This is a genomic window from Rhizobium sp. WYCCWR10014, assembly GCF_001657485.1.
In the GTDB taxonomy this organism is placed as follows: Bacteria; Pseudomonadota; Alphaproteobacteria; order Rhizobiales; family Rhizobiaceae; genus Rhizobium.
Genome location: NZ_LXFU01000037.1, coordinates 760815 through 783691, shown reverse-complemented (window position 1 = coordinate 783691; position 22877 = coordinate 760815). Strand labels below are relative to the sequence as shown.

19 protein-coding genes are annotated in these 22877 nt (G+C 60.9%); 8 read left to right on the top strand and 11 right to left on the bottom strand.

From position 1 onward, the window contains the following. Positions 1-138 precede the first annotated feature (138 nt). The gene (locus tag A6U98_RS20525) at positions 139-438 is read left to right on the top strand and encodes a hypothetical protein (RefSeq protein ID WP_064652223.1); all 300 of its coding nucleotides are present in this window, start codon (positions 139-141) and stop codon (positions 436-438) included. 188 nt (positions 439-626) lie between these two features. Here A6U98_RS20525 and A6U98_RS20520 read toward each other — a convergent pair whose 3' ends face one another. From A6U98_RS20520 to A6U98_RS20500, 5 genes are all read right to left on the bottom strand, one after another. After that, complete coding sequence (locus tag A6U98_RS20520) at positions 627-2093, bottom strand: hypothetical protein (protein ID WP_064652222.1); 1467 nt, start codon at positions 2091-2093, stop codon at positions 627-629. 123 nt (positions 2094-2216) lie between these two features. Beyond that, positions 2217-3602 carry a polysaccharide biosynthesis/export family protein gene (locus A6U98_RS20515; protein WP_064652221.1) on the bottom strand — a complete coding sequence of 462 codons (1386 nt, stop codon included), beginning with the start codon at positions 3600-3602 and terminating at the stop codon, positions 2217-2219. 6 nt (positions 3603-3608) lie between these two features. Beyond that, entirely contained in the window at positions 3609-4631 is a 1023-nt protein-coding gene (locus A6U98_RS20510; RefSeq protein WP_197496409.1) for a glycosyltransferase, read from the bottom strand. Beyond that, positions 4628-6394, bottom strand: coding sequence for a GNVR domain-containing protein (locus tag A6U98_RS20505; RefSeq protein ID WP_064652220.1), 1767 nt, complete (start codon positions 6392-6394; stop codon positions 4628-4630). Before A6U98_RS20505 ends, A6U98_RS20510 begins: the two co-directional genes overlap by 4 nt. A gap of 118 nt (positions 6395-6512) precedes the next feature. Continuing rightward, positions 6513-7214 carry a sugar transferase gene (locus A6U98_RS20500; protein ID WP_064652219.1) on the bottom strand — a complete coding sequence of 234 codons (702 nt, stop codon included), beginning with the start codon at positions 7212-7214 and terminating at the stop codon, positions 6513-6515. 468 nt (positions 7215-7682) lie between these two features. Between A6U98_RS20500 and A6U98_RS20495 the strand changes: the two genes are divergently transcribed. From A6U98_RS20495 to A6U98_RS20475, 5 genes are all read left to right on the top strand, one after another. Next, entirely contained in the window at positions 7683-8420 is a 738-nt protein-coding gene (locus tag A6U98_RS20495) for a Crp/Fnr family transcriptional regulator (protein WP_064652218.1), read from the top strand. Then, positions 8417-9766: a glycosyltransferase family 4 protein gene (locus tag A6U98_RS20490; protein WP_197496408.1), complete on the top strand. Its 1350-nt coding sequence runs from the start codon at positions 8417-8419 to the stop codon at positions 9764-9766. Before A6U98_RS20495 ends, A6U98_RS20490 begins: the two co-directional genes overlap by 4 nt. Beyond that, complete coding sequence (locus tag A6U98_RS20485) at positions 9763-11007, top strand: glycosyltransferase family 4 protein (RefSeq protein WP_064652216.1); 1245 nt, start codon at positions 9763-9765, stop codon at positions 11005-11007. Before A6U98_RS20490 ends, A6U98_RS20485 begins: the two co-directional genes overlap by 4 nt. Positions 11008-11086: 79 nt before the next feature. After that, positions 11087-12568 carry a lipopolysaccharide biosynthesis protein gene (locus tag A6U98_RS20480; protein ID WP_064652215.1) on the top strand — a complete coding sequence of 494 codons (1482 nt, stop codon included), beginning with the start codon at positions 11087-11089 and terminating at the stop codon, positions 12566-12568. Between the two features lie 50 nt (positions 12569-12618). Continuing rightward, a complete protein-coding gene (locus tag A6U98_RS20475; RefSeq protein WP_064652214.1) occupies positions 12619-13446 on the top strand; it encodes a glycoside hydrolase family 16 protein in 828 nt (275 codons plus the stop codon). A gap of 129 nt (positions 13447-13575) precedes the next feature. On the opposite strand, the gene ugpC is transcribed toward A6U98_RS20475, so the two are convergent. The 6 genes from ugpC to A6U98_RS20445 form a co-directional block, all read right to left on the bottom strand. Further along, positions 13576-14649 (bottom strand): sn-glycerol-3-phosphate ABC transporter ATP-binding protein UgpC, encoded by a 1074-nt coding sequence (gene ugpC / locus A6U98_RS20470; protein ID WP_064652213.1) that lies wholly within the window; start codon positions 14647-14649, stop codon positions 13576-13578. Continuing rightward, positions 14646-15575, bottom strand: coding sequence for a PfkB family carbohydrate kinase (locus A6U98_RS20465; protein WP_064652212.1), 930 nt, complete (start codon positions 15573-15575; stop codon positions 14646-14648). The genes ugpC and A6U98_RS20465 overlap by 4 nt, the downstream gene beginning before the upstream one ends. Then, positions 15576-16598, bottom strand: a complete 1023-nt coding sequence (locus A6U98_RS20460; RefSeq protein ID WP_064652211.1) for an SIS domain-containing protein — start codon at positions 16596-16598, stop codon at positions 15576-15578. Further along, complete coding sequence (locus A6U98_RS20455; RefSeq protein ID WP_064652210.1) at positions 16595-17440, bottom strand: carbohydrate ABC transporter permease; 846 nt, start codon at positions 17438-17440, stop codon at positions 16595-16597. The genes A6U98_RS20460 and A6U98_RS20455 overlap by 4 nt, the downstream gene beginning before the upstream one ends. Then, complete coding sequence (locus A6U98_RS20450; RefSeq protein WP_064652209.1) at positions 17440-18324, bottom strand: sugar ABC transporter permease; 885 nt, start codon at positions 18322-18324, stop codon at positions 17440-17442. Before A6U98_RS20450 ends, A6U98_RS20455 begins: the two co-directional genes overlap by 1 nt. A 73-nt stretch (positions 18325-18397) precedes the next feature. Then, positions 18398-19636, bottom strand: a complete 1239-nt coding sequence (locus A6U98_RS20445) for an extracellular solute-binding protein (protein WP_064652208.1) — start codon at positions 19634-19636, stop codon at positions 18398-18400. 223 nt (positions 19637-19859) lie between these two features. Between A6U98_RS20445 and A6U98_RS20440 the strand changes: the two genes are divergently transcribed. Next, a complete protein-coding gene (locus A6U98_RS20440) occupies positions 19860-21065 on the top strand; it encodes an ROK family transcriptional regulator (protein WP_064652207.1) in 1206 nt (401 codons plus the stop codon). A gap of 361 nt (positions 21066-21426) precedes the next feature. Next, complete coding sequence (locus A6U98_RS20435; RefSeq protein WP_003542468.1) at positions 21427-22782, top strand: extracellular solute-binding protein; 1356 nt, start codon at positions 21427-21429, stop codon at positions 22780-22782. Positions 22783-22877: the final 95 nt, after the last annotated feature.

Genomic DNA, 22877 nt, shown 5'->3' with positions numbered 1-22877 from the left:
TTTTGTATGTTTCATTGTTGAGATATTCACCATGAAGAGTGCCTTGCCTGTCATAAGGCTATGTTTCGACATGTTGTTTCGCGGTATGGCGATTGGTGCCGGGACGCTTGTCGGAATGCGGAGGGAAGCGGGATTTTCATGTTGATCACCACACTCGGGGCAGCCGTGATTTCTATCGCTGCCGGGGCTTCCATCCGCGCCTGGGCTTTCGCGATTTTTGCAATCCTGGTGGCAATCGGCTTCGGCGGCGTGGCTTTTGCCGGCGGGTCGTCCGTGATCGCGGCCATGCTCTCCGGTATCGCCATCCTCGTGCTCATGGAAATCGGCTATCTGACAGGCGTGTTCCTGTCGGGGCTTTTGCGGCGCAGTGCCAAGCTGCGCGAAAACAATTCCGTTGCAGATAGCGTCGCGACCACCAGCGAGCGCCCGCAAGGCTGATGTCGGCATAAAACCCGCAGCATAGGCCTCTGCGGCTGGCCTCGCAGGACGGCGTTTGTCGGATGTGCTGCTTTTACAGGCGATTCTTGAAAGATGCGGTGCGCCCGGCCGGCTTCGGCCCAATGCGGGCACGCCGATGGCTCGACGAGATTGCCATCCCGCGCCTTGGCGGAGTTTCAAAGCGGGCGTCATCGTGTTGAAAACATCGGCGCTCTCATCAGAGATGCCGATGCCTCCAGCGGGGTTCTATTGGCGAGCGATCGGGTCGCGCGCCGGGGGGAGGTATTGGTTGCCAGGCAGCCGGCCGCCAGACCTGCAGTGGTGCTGAACAGCAAGCCGAGATCCGTGCCGCTCCCCGATATCGCTGCGGAGGCGACCTGCGCGATGGATGCCATAACCGCAGCGTTTCCGATCGCGTGCGTCTCCCGATCGCCTGACATGTGCCGGCCGGTGGCCCTCGCAAGGCTGTACAAGAAGGCGGCGAAGAGAAGAGTGCCGGTCAATCCGACATTGGAGAGCAACGCGGCGATAAAACTCGAGGCCCGAACCGTGCCTAGCCCGGCGCCGAAGGTGGCGGTATCGACGAATGCGATCAATGCCAGTGTATTCCAGGCGGTGCGCTCTTCACCGGATTGCGATTGGAGCTTGTCCGACAAGGTGGTGCTCATCAGGCCGGCGATGGAATTCCACGCATCGGGGGCAAGGCTGAGTGCGACGATGGCGCAGGGAATCAAGAACAGCGTGATCACCAGGAAAGTCACATGCGGGGTCTTGGCAGGGCCGTTGATCAGTCGTTTCAGGCAAAACAGAACGAACATGCAGACAACGAAAATGCCGGCAATATAGGCGGTTGTCGATGTGCAGAGGACGATCGTCGGGCCGATGAAAAGCGTTGCAAGTCCTGCCATACGGCTTTGGACGCGCTCCAGCCAGAGCAGAAGCGTGAAGGAAAAATAGGCCAATGCGACCGCGCCATAAGTGCTTGCTTCGGGGAACGGGCCGACGATGCGTTTGAAGCCGCTGATCGTCTCGGCCGTATGCATCGTATAGTTCGCGTTTCTGATGACATCGAGCAGGTAGGACTGGTCGGTGAGGAATGTTCCGATATCAATCAATGCCAGGGTAAAACATGCGATCGAGGCGACGATTAACTGCAGTGCGATGAAACGGGCATAGCCGAGCCTGGCAAGCCCCGAGACGACGGCAAAGCAGGCGAGGTCGCCGAGCAGATAGACAGACTGGCTGAGATTGGACGAACCCGGCGACAGGGGAGCCGCTACCGTCGACATCATGCCCGTGGTGTCTCGCGCAGAGGAGTAGACGAGGGTCGCGCCTGCAAAGATGCGCGGCAAAAAGAAAGATGATGCCACCGAAAACAGGATGTAGGCGGCAAACCAGAAACCGGGACCCGGATAGGCCATGCTGGCGAGCGTCGCCTGTGTTTGAGCCGGACGCAGCAGGGCGGCTACCACGAGAAAAAGCACGAGAAGATGGCTTGGCTGGATGCTGCTGCCGCCAAGCGCGGGCAATTGCAGAGCCGCTGCGGCTCCGAGCAGCGTCGACAGGCAAAGGGTCGTGATCGCAAAACGCGCGCCGTTGACCATGCTGAGCAGGCCAAGCAGCAGAACGATGAAGCCGATCGGTTCTATCGACATGCTTCAGATCCCGATCCGGACGGAGAGCGGGAGGCATCGGGTTTGCCGAAAACCGGCATCCGCCTTCCGACGCAATGCCCGAGGCGAAAGCCGCCAGCTGTCGTTAATGGTCACGACCGCCCCCTAATTCGATCCCGTCTGGGATATCCAGCCGGGAGCCGTCTGATTGTCGCCTGCTACATCAGACAGCGGGACTGCCGAGCTTTGCTGCTGTGGCGCGGACTGCAGCTGCAGCGGCGGCGATGGCGTCTGGAGATCCGTGTCGATGCCGATTTCGACGACATCATGCGGCCGCAAGCTGGTCGTCTCGTCCGCCTCGATGTTGCGATAAGTGCCATCGTCGTTGCGACGCACGATCCTGTAGTTCTTCTGCGCTCTGCCAAGACCCGGCATGTCCGTATTCATCTGGGCGAGTTGAGCGCTGTAGCCAGCCTGTTCGCCCAGAAGCTGGGCCACCTGGATGTCGATTGCCGCCCTGCCGATCGCGAGATTGACCTGGTTGAGCAGCTCCTGGTTTTCGCTGTTCTGCCGGTTGACGATATTGATCTTCGAGCGATCGGCTTCGCTGAGCCCCTGGCGAGCCGTGGTCAGCGCGACCTCGAGATCGATCAGGGTGCCTTGTGCATCCGCGACGCCGCGGTCGACCGTGACCTGCCGGGAATTGCTGACCAGACCCTTGCTCACCAGGCTGTTGACATTATCCAGTTCCTTTTGCGCAAGGTCGATCTGCCGCTTTTGCGAATTGATCTTGGCCTCGAGTGATTGGACCTGCTGGCCGTAGAGACGGGCGAGGTCGCTCGCCGCTTCGATCTGGCTTTCGATATCGACGCGTCGCAGCCGCATCAGGTTCAATTCCTGCGCCTTCAGCTTGTCCACATCGGGTGTTCCGGCGAGCTCGGCAGGGATCTCGAAACTCTGTTCGCCGGCGATCTCGGCGCGCAACCGCGCCTGGCGCATCAGAAGGTCGCGCCGGTTGAGAATGGCCGTTCGGTAGGCGCCGGCAGCCTGGATCCGGTCGCGCTCGAAGACGGTATTCTCCTCGCGCTCGCGAAGGAAGCCGCCGGCGATGCTGACGGCCTTCATGACCGTCATATCGGCTTCAAAAGCATAGCGCCCGGGGGTCTGCACGGTCCCGGTTACGAAGATCGGCGCATGCTGGGCAATTTCCACGGCGATGAACGGCTTTCCCGGCAGTTCGGCCTTTTCGGAGAGCGCGGTGGCGATCGCATCGGAAACCTGCTCCGTCGTCTTGCCGATCGCCTGCACCTGGCCGGCAATCGGAATCGCCAGATTACCGGCATCGTCGACTGTATATGTTCCGCCGAGGGCTTCCCAGCTGGCATACCGGGAATCCGACGATCGCCATTCGACGACACGCAGTCTCACCTGATCTTCCGGCACGAGGGTGTAGTTTTCCGCATGGGCGACGCTCCAGCCGGTTACGCCGGAAAATACCAGCAAGGCAAGGGCGACGGAGATAAGGCGACCGGACAAGGATGTGCGCTGCATTGTCTGTTATCTCCGTTTCGTTGCGATCGACGGCGAAGGCATCTCGCGCGGCGCGGGATTGCCCAATTCCAGGATGCGGGACGGAGAGACGCGGCCGACAAGAAGATCGGATAGCGCCAGAAAATTGCCGTTCAAGCGTCCCCATCGATCGATCAAGCGGTCATTGAATAATAGGCCCCGCATATTCGCCAGGATGTTGCGGCCGATCTGTGCGACAGCACGGCCCTTCGACATCGTGCCCTTCCGCATCAGGTAGACAGGATTGGCAACTTGCGAATAGCCGAGTCTTCGGCCGGGCTGGCGCCCGGATCGGACGCCGAGATGGACGCCGCGAGCGCCTTCGACACGCACGGATCTGCCGTAGCGGGCGATGGACCGGCTGAAATCGACATCTTCGAGCCAGCCGTAGAGCGGCAGCTGTTCATCGAAGGCGAGCGCATGCTGGAGAACGGGTGAAAGGCGAACCGCCATGTTGCATCCGTAGGCGTTATAGACCTCCGCCACCTGCCCGGCCCTTTCGCCGGCAGTTTCAAGAACCTGCAGGGCCTTTGACATGCCGAGGCCGCCATCGAGGACGCCGTCGGCCAGGACTTCGCCAGTGGCGATCGCCACGTCGGGGTTTGCTGCAAAGATAGCCGCCATCCGAGGCAGAAAGGTCGCGGCGGGAATGAAGTCGTCATCCAGGAAGATCAGAATATCCGTATCGGCGGCGGCGGCCTGGATGATCCTGTTGCGCTGGGAGGTCAGGCCACGGCTGCCGACGATAACTTCCACATCCAGGCGGTCGGCGAGGCCGGCGGCGTCGTCGATCACGGGCACACAGACGATCAGCCGCTCGGCCTGGTCCGGCAGGGCGGTGAGATAATCGACGGTCTCCCGCAGTATCGAGGGGCGGCCTGCCGAAGCAATTCCCACAGCCATTCGCAATGGGCGGCGCGCGCGGTCCTCCATGGCTTCAGCGCCGCAATGAACAAGCGCCGGTCCGATCGGGCTGTCCTGCCTGGTTGCTTCTGCCGAAAGTGAAGTCATGACTCTATTCTTTTCGGTGCATGGTTGATGATCGCGCCGAGGATCTCCGCGCCGACATTCCGCAGGGTCTCGATGACGTGCATGGTATCGTCGATCGAGGTGTGCCCGTGCGACGTGACCACGAGGATACCGTCCAGTTCCGGCGCGATCGCATTGGCATCCGGCGAAGCAGAGAATGCGGAAATGTCGACGAATATGGCGTCGAACTCCTTTTTCAGATCGGCGAAGCTCAACTGCGTGCGACGGGAACTGAGGCGAATGGCCGGCGTCACCGCTTCGACTTTGCCGAGGGGCAGGAACTTCAGCGTCGGGGTGAGGGGCAATGCCGCCGTCTGGATCAGTTCGCCATTGTCGAGAACATCGACGAGGCCTGTGGAACTATGGGGCGCGATCGATTTGCTGAGCGACGATTTCTGTGCAGCCGCATCGATCAGCAGCGTCTGTGCTCCTGATATCGCCGAGAGCACCGCGAGTTCGCATGCGATGGTCGATGCCCCGCCGCCCGGATTGACGGCGACGATTCCAATGACAACCCGGCGTTTGCGCCGAAGACCAACGACCGTCGCGCTCAGCTCCGTCATGCCTGGAATAACGGGATAGGTAGCTGCGGTGCCGCTGCTGCCGGTACCGGCGGCGAGGAAACGCGCAGAGTGACCATTGCGGGTCCTCGATGTCGCCAGCAAAGTGACAAAGGGCAGCCCACCGGCTTCCGCGATCTGATGGGGCCGGACGATCCGGCGATCGCCAGCGTGCCTTATCATGGCGAGTGCGAAGCCGACCCCAAGACCAACCGCCGCCGCAAAGGCGATGATGAGCGTGCTGCGTGGTCTGGCTTTCGAAAGAGGCAGGGTGGCACGAGAGACGATCGTGGCATCCGACACCGGGTAGGTGATGCGCTGCTTGGCTTCGGTCAGCTGATTCAAGGTATTTTCATAGAGGGTGCGGCGGGCGTCAGTCGCGCTCTGCAGCTCCGCAAGCTTGAATTGATCGCGCGGATTGCTCGTGAAGCTGGCCAGGGCACTGGCAGCTTCGGCCAGTCCGCGCTGCTGCTCACTTACGAATCTGGTCAGCCATTCGCTGTATTGCCGGGACGCATTGGCCTTCATCGCGATATTCTTCTGGATATACTGTCTGGCGAGCGTGTCGGCGATATCGACGGCCCGCTGCGGGGTCGATGCCGCAGCCGATATCTCGATGATCGTCGAACTCCCGACCCGGCGTACTCCCATCATGTTCAGCAGCGTGGCGACCGCCCGATCACGGATCCGCCCGTCCTCGATCTGCTGTTGCGGCTGTGGGTCACGCGGTCCTGTGCCTGCCGCTTCCTGCGATGCCGTATCCGGTTCGGAAGAAACCCCCATCAACCAGTTCTTTGCCCTATCCTGCAGCGAAGGCGTCTGATCGACAAAGTCAGGATCTGTATCGAGACCAAGTGCCGTTACCGTTCCACCGACGACATCGCTGGATTTGGCGATCTCCAACTGTCCCTCGATGAACGCGTCTTCCGCGAAAGCCCTCTGGGCTTCGGAGCCGCTGACCTGGGGGACGATCACAAGTTGCGTGTTGGCAACGAACGTCGGTTCGGCGGTCAGCACGTAGCTCCCTGCCATGACGAGGAAAGCGAAAGTCGTCGCCGCAATCCACAGCCAGCGCATTCTGAGAAAGAAGAGCATATCCCGCAAGGTGAGCGGCGAATTCCCGCCGGTGGCCGCGGTAGGCAGAGATATCGGAGAAACACCGCTGAAGATCGTGCTTGAGGTCATGTCGTCCTAATCCAAAATGGCGAGATCACGGAGTAACCGGGTAGTGGCTGCTTGGAGGGACGGGGGAGTAGCGTGTCTTCCGATTCCAGGCGCGATCGGCGGCTCTCCCCATGAATGCTCAATACGAGCCACGCTGCGAAAACAGAGCAGGAATGGTCTTGGCAATGATGATGAAGTCCCGGCCGAGCGACCAATTGCTGAGATAATGAACGTCGAGCGAAACCCGGTACTCGTAACTGACATCATTGCGCCCGCTGGTCTGCCAGTGACCGGTCAGGCCCGGGCGGACGGCCATGTAGGCCCATACATGCTCGCCGTAGCGCGGCAATTCCTCGGACGTGATCGGCCGGGGGCCGACAAGGCTCATGTCGCCACGCACGATATTGATCAGTTGGGGAAGCTCGTCGATGCTCGACCGCCTGAGGATATCACCGACGGCCGTGATCCTCGGATCGTCCTTCAGCTTGCGTGTCTCTTCCCATTCGCTTCGCGCAGCCGGGTTGCTTTGCAGCAATTCGGCAAGCTGAGCACTTGCATCGGTCCTCATCGTGCGAAACTTGAGGCATCCGAAAGGCGCTCCGCCGACGCCGATGCGTGTATGGGAATAGAAGACCGGGCCGCGGTCGCTCATCTTCACGATCATTGCGACGATCAACAGAAGCGGGGAAAGCAGGATCAGGGCCGTGACTGCGATGAGAAGATCTATCGCGCGCTTCGACGATCTGCCTGCCGCACGAGGCCGGGACGAATGGAGATCGCCGTCTTTCGCGGACCGTCCGACACGCGACCACGCCTCGAAACTATGTGCTTCCCATGTCATCGGTGGTCTCCAAAACATTCCGATTAAGAACCGTTCAAAGTTTGCTGCGCCGCACTCTGGTTGTCTGTTACCAAGGTCATAATCCTTAATAAATTCTTTATGCTACTAACGGGCAATCGAGAATTCGGATTAAACCTTGATGGCCTTCTTTTCATTTCAAACAACAATCTAATCTAATTCGTGGTGATTATCCGATGACACTTATTTATCAGTTTTGATATCATCATTTCGATTATTGCTGTTTTTAATTCAGTAAGGCATTTTAATGGGCGGTTATCTTCTATCGATTGGCGCTTTTTTGGCTTCGTTGAGATTTTGTGGTCCATTTATGGTGTATATTTTGTTTTGAAGCTAAATATATACTTTATCTTTACGGCATATCTCCGTGATGTTATTTGACTCTCATATTAAGACAATATAAATGATGCAATGCAGCATTGCCTATGGTTATCGAGTGGAGTTATGCGCATGGATGGGGCGACACACGCATCAGATCGCAGGGCCGGCATCGGCAAGGCGGCGATATCGGCTAACGGCGGCATTCATCTGAATAGCCGCATCGTCATCGACGACGAATTCCTTTCCTGCCGGTCGAGCGTCCGGCGTTTCCGGCGCGGCGAGATCATCGCCGGGGCTGGCGTCCTCGTCGATACGTTCGCGCGCGTCCATTCGGGGGTGGTCAGCGCCAGCACGATGCTGCCCGACGGCAGGGAATTCATCGTCGAGATCATTCCGAAATCCGGCCTCATCGGCGAGCTCGAGGTTCTGCGCAGGCAGACATTGAACCTCGAATACCGCGCCGGTTCCGCCTGCGAACTGCATTTCTTCGAAGGCCGGCTGCTGCGCGATATGTACGCCAGCGATCCCTGCTTTCGCGAAAAGGTCTTCTCCAGGGCGCTGGCGCGTATTTCAGAGCTTGAACTCCGGATCATTGCCAATGCGGCGTCGAGCCTGCAATCGAGGCTGGCCAGCACACTGCTGCGGCTCTCCACGGTTTATGGAAAAGATGCGGCAAATAGCGGCGACGAACTGATCATCTCGCAAAATGATCTGGCCGCGACGCTGCCGGCGTCCCGCGAGAAGGTCAATCAATGCCTGCGGCGCCTGCGGGAAGGCAAGATCATCGACGGGGGCCAGGGCAAGATCCGTATCCTCAACCGCAAGGCGCTGGAGGCCTGTGCCAACGGCGCAGTTTCGGTGAAGTGATGCGACCGTCGCTTCCCGAGGCCCTCCGATCCGCCGCAAGCGTCGGCCGGTTTCCCGGCCCCGGCACGACAAAGATCGATCGCGTGGTCATCATCGACGACTATTCGGTCGCCAGAGGCGGTGCGACGGCGCTGGCGGTGCTGTCCGCCAAGCTTTTTCGGGGCCTCGACATCCCCGTGACCTATATTTGCGGAGATGACGCCGCCAATGCGGAGCTCGTCGCACTCGGGGTCTTAATGGTCGGGCTGAACAGCCGCGATCTGCTCAGTGCCGAGCGTGCGAAGGCTTTCGTGACCGGCATTCACAATGGCGCCGCCGTCCGTATGGTCGGGAACTGGATTGCCGCAAACGACACCGCCAACACCGTCTACCATGTGCATGGCTGGCACCAGATCCTGTCACCGGCGATTTTCAGGGCGTTGCTGCCGGTCGCCAGACGATGTGTGGTGCACGCGCATGATTTCTTCACGGCCTGCCCCAACGGCGCCTTCTTCGACTATCAGGCGCAGGAAGTCTGCCTTCGACGCCCGCTGGGCGGAAGCTGCATTGCGACGGCCTGCGACAAGAGAAGTTATTCGCACAAATTGTGGCGGGTTGCCCGCGGCTCCAATATCCTCCGGCGGCTGAAGGATCAGGCCGATTTCGGCCGCATCATCCTGCTGCACGAGAAGATGGCAAGCTTACTCGTCGGCGCCGGATATCGACCGGAACGACTGACGACGATCCGCAATCCCGTCGCTCCGCTCTCCATCAAACGCATCGAGGCGGAGGCCAACGAGGAGTTCGTCTTCATCGGGCGGCTGGATGAGGAGAAGGGCATAGAGGACGCCGTGGCCGCCACGCGCAAAGCCGGCGTCAGGCTCTGCGTGATCGGGGACGGGCCGCTGATGCCGCTGGTTGCGGCTTCGGGAGATCACGTCAGGGCCGTCGGCTGGCAGTCGCATGAGGAGATCGGCCCGACCATCCGCAAGGCGCGTGCACTGTTGATGCCGTCTCGCTATCCCGAGCCATTCGGCCTCGTCGCTATCGAAGCGGCCAGGAGCGGTCTGCCGGTCATCATGTCGCGCAGCGCCTTTCTTGCCGAAGAAATGCAAAGAGCCGGCATGGCGATCGCCTGCGATACGACTGACGAAAGCGCCTTTGCCGATACTTTGACGCGATTTAGCCAAATGCCGGGGCACGAGGTCCGCGCCATGAGCGAGCGGGCTTTCCTGAAGTCGCCGGATCTTGCGTCGACACACGAGGAATGGCGCGACGCGCTTCTTTCCGAATACCACAGCCTGATTTCGACGAATGCGGTTCCTGAGCTGACAGACGGTGTGGCGATACAAGGAGTATTGAGTTGACCCTTAAGGCAACAACCTCTCTTCCCGACGCTAGGGCATTTCTCGGCGATGCGCCTGTCATGGCGAAAAGACGTGTCACTGATGCCGGAAGCGCGAGCGATACCAAGCAGCTTCGTGTCGCCATCGTGCATTATTGGCTCGTTTCGATGCGCGGCGGCGAGAAGGTCGTCGAAGAGCTGTGCCGCATGTTTCCGCAGGCTGACATCTTCACCCTCGTTTGCAACCGGGATCGCATCAGCGATTTTCTGAAGACGCGGAACATCCGCACATCCTTCCTGCAGAAGATCCCCGGTGCAAAGCGGCATTATACCAAGATGTTGCCGCTGATGCCCTTCGCGCTCGAGCAGTTCGATCTGCAGGATTACGATCTCGTGCTGTCGAGCGAATCCGGACCCGCCAAGGGAATCATCACGCGCGCCGACGCGCTGCATGTCTGCTACTGCCATTCGCCGATGCGCTACATCTGGGATCAGTTCCATGTCTACCGCCATGGCCTGCCCTGGGTGGGTCGCGCAATGATGTCGATCACCGCACCCATGCTACGCGCTTGGGACGTGACGACCTCCTCGCGGGTCGATGTGTTCGTTGCCAATTCCGATTATGTCGCGAGCCGCATCCGCCGCTTCTACGACCGGGAATCCATCGTCATCCATCCGCCGGTTGCGACCGACGATTTTGCGGTGGGGAAGGGGAAGGGCGAGTTCTATCTCTATGCGGGACAGCTGACCACCTACAAGCGGCCGGATATCGCCGTTCGCGCCTGCACCGAGGCCGGCAGGAAGCTGGTCGTCATCGGCGAGGGCGATCAATTGGCCTATCTGAAGTCGATCGCCGGACCGACCGTCCAGTTCCTCGGCCATCAGCCCTTCAACGTTCTGCGCGACCATCTGTCGCGATGCCGTGCCCTCTTGTTTCCGGGCACGGAGGATTTCGGCATCCTGCCGGTGGAAGCCATGGCATCAGGGCGGCCGGTCTTGGCTTTCGACGCCGGCGGCGCCCGGGAAACCGTTTCCTCGCCGCAGGTCGGGTTTCGCTTCGCGCAGCAGACTACGGAAGCTCTGTTGGAAACGATGGCGGCGTTCGAAGAGGTGGAGGACGATATCGATCCGCATGCCATCCGCGCGCACTCGCTGAAATTCTCTTCCGCCGTGTTCCGCGACCGTCTGTCCAGCCTGATTGAGCAGCAACTGACCAACCATGGCGACCGATCCGCCGAGGTCTTCAGAAGACGGGCAGGCTGAGGGCAAGGAACGGAGCTGCCTGTCTTGCTGCTGGGACCGAAACCGTCTCAATCCGTCGATGAGGAATAGAAGATAGATCATGTCAAGCGTATCTCAGAGGACGGCGACGGCGAGTATCTGGACCATCAGCGGAAAGTTCCTGGCGCGACTGCTCGATTTCGTCAGTCTCCTGATCCTCGCAAGGCTTTTGAGCCCGGCGGATTTCGGCCTTGTCGCCATCGCGACCTCGGTTCTGATCATCGTCGAGACAATCCTGGACCTGCCGCTGACGCAGGCCCTGATGCGCCAGCCGTCACCTTCGGACGACATGTTTGCCACGGCCCTTACCCTCAGCCTGCTTCGAGGCGTGACCATCAGCATGCTGATGATGTTCATCTCCTGGCCGATGGCTCTGATCTATGACGATCCCCGGCTTTTCTCCCTTGTCGCCGTGCTCTCGATTGCGCCTGCCATGCGCAGCGTGATCAGCCCGCGCATGGTTCTGTTCATGCAGCGGTTCGATTTCAAACGCGAATTCGCACTCGATCTCATCACCAAAGGGTCGACACTGCTGTTCGGTGTCGGGGTGGCGGTCGCGACCGGCAGCTATTGGGGACTGGCGATCGGCGCGGTTGCTGGCCCGACCGCCGCGGCGATCACCTCCTATGTCTTTGCGCCGATGCGACCGAGGTTCAGCCTTTCCGAGTGGAAGCACTTTCAGGACATGATCAGCTGGAACACCGTCTCGCAGGTGCTGAGTTCGATCAACTGGCAACTGGACCGGCTGCTTTTGCCGCGCTTTACGGGCTTGTCGACTTTCGGCGCCTTCAGCGTCGCCGACAATATCGCGGGTATTCCATACCAGACCTTCGTCGGGCCATTGTTGCGTCCGCTGATGGCGGCATTCTCGACCGTCGATGACCGTCGTAATCTGATCGCTGCCTATCTGAAGGCGACGAATGCGATCACCTTCGTCGCAGCGCCCATCCTCATCGCGCTCGCTTTGCTTGCCGATCCGGCCGTGCGGATCATCGTCGGCGAGAAATGGGCATCCGCGGCGCCGATTCTGCAATGGCTGTGCATCGGCAGTCTGCTCGGTCTTCCGACGAACATGATGCCGCCACTGGCGATGGTGCTCAACAAAACCCGTTATCTCGCTCTCCGGATGTTTGCCGAGTTCGCCGTCAGGGTTCCGGTCACCATCCTGGGCATTGTCTATTTTCAGGTGGCAGGAGCACTGGGCGCGCGGATCGTGGCGGTGCTTGTCGCCTATGCCGCATCGCTGATCATCACGCGGCAGCTGATCGGCGCGACGTTCGCCGCTCAGTTGCACGCGTTTTTAAGGCCTCTGGCCGCGAGCGTGCCGATGATCGCTTTCCTGCTGTGGATGGAGCCGATGCTCGCCGCCATGCCTGTCGGCCTCAACCTGATCGTCAGCCTGGCGCTTTGCGGCGGGGCGGCAGTGGCAATCTTCTGGGTCTTCGCGCTGCTCGTGTGGCAGATTGTCGGAAGGCCCGACGGCATCGAGACTATCATCGTCCAAAGGCTCATGCCGCGACGAAACGGAGTTCTCATCTCATGATCGAGACAAATGCAGCCCAACGATTGGTTTGGCGTTTTCGGAGGAGCAGAATGCGTTACGGGATATCTTCTAAGGCTCTCGGTTTGCTTATCGTTCTTGGTCTAGGCGCGTTGCCCGGCCAACCCAGCGTGGCTCAGGAACCACTCAATATCAATGCGTACCAGCTGACGTTCGAGGAGAGCTTCGACAGTCTCGACGTCTCGGCCTGGGGAGAGAGAAGCTCCCGCTGGATCGCCCATACGCCCTGGAACGGCGATTTCGGCGACGCCCGTTTCACAGATCCGGCCCCCGGCTTTCCGTTTACCACCGATCAGGGAATTCTGAAGATCGAAGCGCGCAAGGAGGCCGATGGAACCTGGCGCTCGGGCCTGCTGTCGTCGGTGAACCCGAAAGGCGAAGGGTTCTCGCAGCAGTTCGGCTATTTCGAAGCACGGATGAAGCTGCCGCCGGGCAAGGGCGTCTGGCCAGCCTTCTGGCTCATCGGGCTCGACCGGTCGAAATACACCGCCGAGATCGACGTCCTGGAATATTATGGGCGCGCGCCCTACGAATTCAGCATGGGCTTTCATATCTGGCGTCAGAGCCAAGGCGGCCAGAATACGACCGGCGGCCATTGGCAAAAGGTCCAGGACGGCATTTTGAACAGCGAATATCACACCTACGGCGTCGATATCCAAGCCGACAAAACGAGCTTCTACTTCGACCGTCAGTTCATCTGGAGCTTCGACACGCCGAAGGAGTTCCACATGCCGTTCTATCCGCTGGTGAACCTGGCACTCGGCTCGGGTTGGCCGATCGATGAAACGCCGAATCCTTCCATACTGCTTGTCGACTATATTCACGTCTACCAGCGCAAGCCCACCGACGCGGCAAATTGAACAATTGAGGGGATAGCCGTTCCGTCGCTAAAGCGCGTCGCGATCTTTCAGATTCGCCCTCGCGCTTTAGGTCCTTGTTTTTACGCATGATTTCGTCCGAAAACCGATCACACTTTTCGGCATCATGCTCTAGCGGCCGCAGTTGAGACCGGTTTGCGGGTCGAAGAGATGCATAGCCTCCTCGTCGAAAAAGAGGGTGAGCTTTTCGTTGTCGCGGATCGGTGTGCGTGGCGGCAGGCAGGCCATCAGGCGCTGATTTCCGGCAAGGGCGGTGACGACGAGTTCCGGGCCGGTCAGCTCTGCGACCTCAAGGGTTGCCTCGATCGACGGGCCTGCGCCGTCGGTGCGAAGCGCCTCGGGACGGATGCCGAGGACAAGGTCGCGGCCATTGCCGGCCGTCTCGCGGAAACGAGCGGGCAGGGGCAGGATCGTATCGGAGCCTGAAAGCGCCAGGCCACCGTCGCCCGCCGTCGCCTTCAGCAGGTTCATCGGCGGCGCGCCGACGAAGGTCGCGACATAGAGCGTTGCCGGATGGTTGTAGATCTCCTCCGGCGTGCCCAGCTGCTCGATGCGGCCGTCGCGCATGACGGCGATGCGGCTTGCAAGGGTCATCGCCTCGATCTGGTCATGGGTAACGTAGACGACCGTGGTCTTCAGCATCTGATGCAACCGCTTGATCTCGGTGCGCATCTCCATGCGCAGCTTGGCGTCAAGGTTGGAGAGCGGCTCGTCGAAGAGGAATACCTGAGGCTTGCGCACCAGCGCGCGGCCGATCGCGACCCGCTGGCGCTGACCGCCGGAAAGCTGGCTCGGCTTGCGGTCGAGGAGATTTTCGATCTGCAGGAGCTTGGCGGCATCACGCACGGCTCTGTCGCGCTCGGGTGCTGCCACCTTGCGCATTTCCAGGCCGAAGCCGATGTTCCGGTGCACCGTCAGATTGGGATAAAGCGCGTAAGATTGAAAGACCATGGCGATGTCGCGGTCCTTCGGATGCACGCCGAGCACCGAGCGGCCGCCGATCCTGACGTCGCCGCTCGTCGCCTCGGCAAGGCCGGCAATGATGTTCAGCAGCGTGGACTTGCCGCAGCCGGAGGAGCCGAGCAGCACCAGGAACTCGCCGCTTTCCAACGAGATGTCGATGCTTTTCAGCGTCTCGACGTCGCCATAGGTCTTGCGGATGTTTTGAATTTCGAGCGCGCTCATCGCAAGGGCTCCTGAAGAGATGTCGGGCCGCCATAGTTGCGGGGAAGGGTCGAGATGGCGCGCGAGGCGACTGCGGTTCCCGCCTCCAGGCAAGACATCAGCGGTTCATCGCTTGCGAGCGCGGCGAGGAAGGCGGCGTTGAAGACATCGCCGGCGCCGATCGTATCGACGACTTCGACAACGGGCGCTGCCACCGAAACCAAGCTGCCGTCCGGCCCGATCGCGAGAGCGCCGTCCGGGCCGCGTTTGACGACGACGATCGCACCCGTCGGCATATGCGATTTGATGTGACGCGCGGCCTCGATCGGATCGGCGATGCCGGCAAGCGTCGTCGATTCGACCTCGTTCAGCAGCGCGACACCGCTGCGGGAGAGCCAGGCGCGTGTCGCTGCGCAATTCTCGCCTGTCCAGCCGTCGAGCGGCCAACCGGTATCGAGCGCGACGGTGATGCGATTGCTGTCGGCCCAATCGAAGAACTTGCCGTATTCTTCTGTCAGATCGTCGGTCAGGAACGAGCCGCAAAGAAGCGCGTAGCCGCCCTGCAGTCTTGCGCCTTCGATGACGGCGAAGACATCTGCCAGGCTGAAACGCGGCAGGTGCCCCCTCGTCGTGAAGAAGGTGCGCTCGCCGTCCGGATGGGTGATGCCGACGGAGAGCGTCGTTTTCTCAGGACGTACGGGCCAATTGTCGGAACGGTGGCCGAAGGCTTTGCTCAGCCAGCGGCCGAACTGATCACTGCCAATATTGGCAGCGATCTCGAATTCGACGCCGAGCGCTTGCCAGGCGAGCGCGCTGTTGCCGGCGGCTCCGCCGACGCGCAACTCGTCATGGTCGACGATGATTTCCGTCCCGGCCTTCGGCCAGGGGGCGGCCGGGCCAAGGATCAGGTCGACATTGACGTTGCCGATGACTGCAAGCGGCCGCATTCATTCGCTCCGGGTGATTTTGGTGGATCGAACCGGCGTTCCCGCATTCTCCACACGGGCATCGGCAAAGGCGATCATCAGCCGCTGGGCGACCGGCAGCATGGCGAAGATCGCGGCAAGACCGGTTGCAGGCGCAAAGTGGATCGTCACCGCGCCAGCGACCGGCGCTTGCCCGGATGCGTCGAAGAGGATGACCGGAGCGCCAGTCTCGACGGCGGACATCGCCATTGCCGTCACCAGGTCGGCGGTTTCGTCCAGGCCGCGGAACAGCACGACGCCGATCTCCGGCCCCAACATCTCCATCGGACCGTGGCGCAGCTGGCCGCCTTCGAGCGAGAAGCAGGGACGGCGCGACAGCTCGGTCAATCCAAGCGCGAGCGCCTCGGCGATACCCTGCAGCCGGCGGCCTGAGGTGACGACGGTCGCGACGTTTTCGAGCGCAGAGAGAGCGGCGGCGATGTCATGATCTTCCGGCGCCTTGAGGGCGGCAAGTGCGGTGTCAGGATCTTCGCCGAGGGCGGAAAGGATCGCCAGATGCAAGGCGAAAGTCACCGTCAGGCTGCGGGTCGCGGCGAAGGCTAGCTCGGTGCCGCCGCTGCCCACCAGCGAGGGGGCTGTTCTTGCGAGGAAGGAGCTGCCCTCGAGTGTGAGGCCGAAGGTCTCCTCCGTGCCGCCGGTCTCGTTGAACCAGCGCACGACTTCGGCGCTTTCGCCGGATTGCGAGGTGACGAAGATTGTCTTGCCGGCGATCGGCAGCGGCTGGCCGAGCTGTTCGGATAGTGGCAAGGCGACTGCATCGATGCCGAGGGCACGGTAGAGCGGCTCGACGGCGCGGTTGACGGCATGCGAGCCGCCCATGCCGATGAGCAGCAGCCTGCCGGTCTTTTTTAGCGAGGCAGCGGCCCTGACGGCCATCAGCTTGGCCGCTTCATAGGAGGCGATCGCGTCGGCATGCTGGAGCGCCATTTCGCGATCGATTGCGGCAAGTCCGGCCGGCCGGGGTCTTTCTATTGTCATGTTCATCCCTTGACGCCGCCGCTGGTGAGCCCCGAAATCAGGGCGCGTTGCATGACGAGACCGATCAGCACCGGAGGCAGGGCGGCGAGCACGCCTGCCGTCGCGATCAGTCCGTAATCGGAAACGCGGCCGCCGGCGAGATCGGCAATGGCGACGGTCAGCGTCTTGGCGCGCTGGTCCGACGTGAAGAGCAGCGCATAGAAGAATTCGTCCCAGGCAAGCAGGAAGGCAAAGAGGCTTGACGTCGCCACCACGGGGGCGGCCAGCGGCAGCGTGATGATTCTGAGCGTCTGGAACAGGCCGGCGCCGTCGATCATCGCGGCAGATTCGATTTCGCGCGGGATGGAATCGAAACCCGACTTCATCAGCCAGGTGGTGAAGGGCGCAAGGATGGTGAGGTAGACGAGGGCGAGGCCGAAGACGTTGTTCAGCATGCCGAGATGGGAAAGCCCCATATAGAGCGGCACGGCGAGCGCCACCGGCGGCAGCATGTAGGTGGCGATCACCATCGACAGCGACCAGCCGACGGACGGCGTGCGCGACACAGCCCAGCCGGCCGGAATGGCGAGCGCGATGGCGGCGATCGTCGCCATGCCCGCCACTTCGATGCTGTTGCGCAGCGACGAGGTGAAGGCGGCGCCGGCGCTGTTTTCGAGCGTCGAGAGCAGTACGCCGTAGCGCGAGAAATCCGCCGTCTGCGGCCACCAGCGCAGCGGCTTTGCCGCAAGGTCGGCGGCCGGCGAGATGCTCATGATGAACAGCCAGAGGATCGGCGCCAGGATGACGGCGGCAAGCAGCAATGCGCAGAGGTGAATGAAGACGGAAAAGAGCGGGCTTTGGCGTTCCATCAGGCCGCACTCCCCGCCGTCTTGCGCACCAGAGCGGCATAGCCGGCGGCAAGCAGCGTCACCAGCAGCGTGACGATCAATGCCAGCGAGGCGCCCGAGCCTGCCCGCTGGAAGGAGAAGGCTTCCTGATAGACCAGGATCGAGAGTGTGCGCGTGCTGTTGGCCGGGCCGCCGCGGGTCATCACCCAGATGATGTCGAACACCTTGAAGGCCTCGATCGTGCGCAGCACCAGCGCCACCATCAGCGGGCCGGCGAGATAGGGCAGGATGACGAAGCGGAAGCGGGCGAAAGCGCCGGCGCCGTCGACCAGTGAGGCGGCGGTGATGTCGCGCGGCACGGCCTGGAGTGCGGCCAGCGCGATCAGCGCCACCAGCGGGAAATTCTTCCAGCAATCGGCGACGATCAGGGCCGCCAGCGCCGTGCCTGGTTCTCCGAGCCAGGAGCGGTAGGCGTCCAGCAGGCCGAGTTGGGTCAGCGCGGCGTTCAGCGCACCATACTCCGGATTGTAGATCAGCCGCCAGAGCGTGGCGTTGACAACGGTCGGCAGAGCCCAGGGCAGGATCATCAGAGCGCGAAGCGCGGTGCGGCCGCGAAACTGCTGGTTCAGCAGCAGGGCTGCCAGAACGCCGATCACCATTTCGGCGGCGACCGAGATGATCGCGAACCATGCGGTGGTGATGAGCGTGCGCTGGAAATTCGAGCCGGAGATCATCTTCGCGTAATTGTCGATGCCGACGAAGTTTCCTTCGGTGCCGACGAGCTTGGCATCGGTGAAGGAGAGGCCGACGGTATCGATCAGAGGCCAGCCAATGACTGAAATCATGACCACGAGAAGCGGCAGCATCAAAAGCCACGCGCGGGTTGTCAGCCAAGTGCCCGACATCAAGGCGACCCTTCTTCATTATAGATTTTGGAGACCGGGCGACGGCAGGCGCCGCCCGGGTCTTCATGCTTGATCAGAGGCCGCTATTGTCGGCGGCCGACTTCAGCGCGTCCTCGGGAGAGGACTGGCCGAGCAGCGATTCCTGGATCGCCTGCTGCAGCGCGGTCGAGAGCTCCTGATACTTCGGCGTCGTCGGACGCGGATACATCGCAGCAAGGCCGATCTTGGCAGCGGAGATCAGCTCTTCCTGGCCCTTGGTGACATCAGGATCCTCATAGGAGGAGGCCCAGATCGGCAGGCTGAGCTTGGCATAGGCATTCTGCGTCGCCTGCGAGGTCATGAAGGTGATGTATTTCCAGGCCTCATCTGGATGCTTGCTGGCCGAGGTGATGCCGAGGCCCATCGAGCCGTTGACGGCCGAAGCCTCGCTCTTGCCGGCAACACCCGGCGCCGGCACGACACCAACCTTGCCTGCGACCTTGCTGTCCTTCGGATTGTTGGCCATGTTGTACATGTAGGTCCAGTTCAGCGCGAAGGCGGCATCGCCGTTTTCGAAGACCTTGCGGACGTCCTCTTCCAGGAATTCCTTGGAATTCGGATTGGTCAGGCCCGAGGAGTAGCTGGAGACCATGTATTTCAGCGCATCGAGGCCGCCGCCGGTCTGGAAGGCCGGCTTGCCGTCCTTCAGGAAATCGCCGCCATAAGCGCTGACGAGCGTGGTGTAGTCGCAGATCGCGGCTTCGGCTTGCGACCAGCTCCAGGCGATCGGCGTGGCGAGCAGGCCCTTGTCCTTGATCGTCTTTGCCTGTTCGGTCAGTTCGTCCCAGGTCTTGGGTGGGGTCTTGATGCCGGCTTTTTCGAGGATTTCCTTGTTGTAGAACAGGTATTTGGTGTCGAGGATCCACGGCATGCCGTAATATTTGCTATCATATTGCACAGTGGTCCAGGCGCCCGGCAGCACGCCTTTCTTCATCTCGTCGGTGACGCGAGAGGAGACGTCGACCAGCACCTTGTTGGTGGCGTATTCGGCCGGCCAGATGACGTCGAAGAGGACGACGTCATAACCACCGCCGGAACCCTGCGCCAGCACCGTTTTGTCGTGCAGGCCTTCATAGGGAACGAATTCGAGATTGACCTTGATATCGGGGTTCGCCTTTGCGAAGGCGTCGGTCATGGCGCGCACATCGGCCTCGCTATAGGCGGCCTGCGCCATGAAAAGCGCGTTCAGCGTCGTTTCGGCGAAAGCATGCGGTGCAAGGGATGCGCCGATCAAGGCCGCACCCAGAAGCGTCTTGTTAAAGGATTTCAGCATTGCAGCCTCCAGTTTTTGACATTTACGCATTGCCGAGGGCGGTCCTCCGCCATCGGTGTTCGAGAGGGCACGCGCGGAAAGCGTGCCGGTTCGTCGTCTCGGAGCGTCGTCGGAGCCGTTGCCGCCCTCCTGCGTTCCCTGGAACTCTCCGGTTCCTCATTAAGTCAAGTGTCTTGACTTATTACTTCTTCAACATTCTATTGGAGTCAAGAGGGAATTGCACATGAATGACAGCCGCCCGATCCGGGCCAAGAGCGGCACCAATCACGAAGGCACCAGCGCGCATAACCGGCGCGTGATGATCGATGCCTTGAGGATCAACGGTGCGCTTTCACGAGCCGATCTGGCACGGGCGACGCGGCTGACCAAGCAGACGGTGTCCAATATCATCGAGGAACTCGAGCGCGACGGTCTCGTCAGTTCGCAAGAGGCGGTGAGGAGGGGCAGGGGCCAGCCCTCGACGCCCTACGGCCTAGTGCCCGAAGGCGCCTTTGCGATCGGCCTGCAGATCGACCGGCATGTGACGCGGGCGGTAGCCGTCGATCTCGTCGGCAGCGTTCTCGTGCGTGATGAGGCCGGCCTCCCGCCCGGAGGTCCGTCGAACGGGACGAAGGTCATCCTCGATCTCGTCGCCGGCATACGCTCAAAGCTTGCCGGGATCGTTGAGCAATCGGAAACGCGGCTGGTCGGCCTCGGCGCTGCGATGCCCGGGCCCTTCGGGGTCGCCGGCAGCGGCGACGATCCGTGGATGATGGAGGCGTGGCAAAAATTTCCGTTGTTGGAAACGCTGACCGCCGGCACCGGGCTCGATGTCGGCCTGCAGAACGATGCGGCAGCGGCGGCGACCGCCGAGCGCATGGTGGGAGCTGCCCATGGCCTCGACCACGCCGTCTGCCTCTTCGTCGGCTATGGCATCGGCGCCGGCCTCATTCTGAACGGCGAGCTCTACCGCGGCACCAACGGCAATGCCGGCGAGATCGGCATGGCGCTGTTGTTTGCCGACGGCAAATCGACGCCGCTCGAACATCGCGCCTCGCTCGCCTCGCTCTATCAGCATCTGTCGGTCGACCCCGCCGAGCCCGGCCTTTATGCACGGATCAACGACCTTGCCTTGAGGGGCGATCAAAGCATCGACGCCTGGGTCGAAGTAGCGGCAGTGGACCTGCGCTGGAGCATCCATCTCATCGAGACGCTGTTCGATCCGCAGACGGTGATCCTCTGCGGCAGCGCGCCGGAAGCGCTGGTGAACAGGTTGATTGCGGCAATCGGTCCGTTGCTGCCGTCGATTGCTGAACGTCGTGGCCGGACGCTGCCGCGCCTGCAGTCCGGCATGGCCGATCCCTGGTCTGTGGCGCTCGGGGCTGCCGCGGGACCGATCAGCCGGGCATTCGACCCGCGTTTTGCTGCAATTTTGAAGGATTCCCTTTGATTTTGAGGCTGAAACCGAGCGTTGCACAGCAGTGCAACGGCAAAATGCGGCTGTTTTTGCAAGTTTCAATCCGGCTGGACGCACGAACAAAGACGCCTTTTTCCAATATAATTAGACACTAAACGCCTTCTAAAATTGTGTTTATTTTAATGTAAATATATAGTATTTCAAATACATTTGAGAATCCTGCTAAGTTACTCTAAATATTTCTCAAAATGTTACGAATAATGATTGTATGACTGTTTTGTGACAACTAGAATTGGAACATTTCATGTCATGTAATATTCATTGGCGGCGGCAATTTGAACCAGCTAATAGGGCGTGCGCTGAAAGTGCGCGTCCTTTTACGTTCGAGGTTCTCATGCAAGCCAAGCTTCTCGGCGCCGTTGGCGCCCTTCTCGCTACAGCGTTTCTTGCTGGTCCCGCTGCCGCCGCCGATAAGACCAAGATTGACTTCTGGTTCGGCAATTCCGGTGACATCGCAAAGCGTGTCCAGGAGCAGTGCGATCGCTTCAACCAGTCGCAGGCCGACTACGAAGTCGTCTGCACCAGCCAGGGCAGCTACGACGCGTCCCTGCAGAACACCATTGCTGCCTTCCGCGCCGGCAAGCAGCCGACCATCGCCCAGGTCTCCGACGCCGGCACCCTCGACATCATGCTCTCCGGCGCCTACTACCCGGCCAACAAGCTGATGACCGACATGGGCTATACCGTCGACTGGAAGGACTACTTCTCCGGTATCTCCGGCTATTACGCGACATCGAAGGGCGAGATGTACTCCTTCCCCTTCAACTCCTCGACCGCTCTTCTCTACTGGAACAAGGACGCCTTCGCCAAGATCGGCAAGGATCATGCTCCGGCGACCTGGAAGGAAGCAGGCGAGGACCTCAAGGCTCTGAAGGATGCAGGCTATGCTTGCCCGCTCGGCTTTGACATCTCCAACAACGAAGTCTGGCAGTACATAGAGCAGTTCGAAGCCGTAAACGGCGAAGCGATCGCCACGAAGAAGAACGGCTTTGAAGGTCTCGACGCCGAGCTGGTGTTCAACAAGAACCCGCTTCTCGTCAGCTACATCAAGGACCTCAAGTCCTGGTATGACGACAAGCTGGTCGTCATCAAGAACAAGGCTGTCGGCCAGACCTTCGTCGAAGCCTTTGCCGCTGGCGATTGCCAGGTCATCCTGACCTCGGTCGGCGACCACGGCAACGTTGGCCGCACCGCCAAGCAAGGCATGAACTGGGACGTTGCCATGCTCCCGACCTACGGCGACGCAACCCGACACAGCTCTTATGTCGGCGGCGCTTCGCTCTGGGTTCTTCAGGGTCACTCCGACGCCGAATACAAGGCTGCCGCCGCCTTCTTCAACTTCATCGCAAAGCCGGAAGAAGCTCTTACCTGGTCGACCGTTACCGGCTACATCCCGGTTCGCAACTCCGGTTTCGAATATCTGAATAAGCAGGGCTTCTACGGCAAGGCGCCTTATGCCGGCCGCGAACTCGCCATTCAGAGCCTGACCGCTTCTCCGGCTGGCGATGCGGCTCCGCAGGGCATCCGCCTCGGTGGCCTGCTGCAGGTCCGCACCGAAATCGCCAATGGTCTGCAGGCAATCTTCGTCAACAATGCCGATGTCCAGGCTTCGCTCGACAGCGCTGCCGAACGCGGCAATACGCTGCTGCGCCGCTTCCAGCAGACCTACAAGAACGTTCAGCTCCCCTGATCGGCTGATAGGAACCGCACCCGGCCCGCGTTTTGCGCGCCGGGTGCGTCTTTGTAAGTCTCTCGTTTGTCGCGGCTGCGAACTAGCCGCCCGCG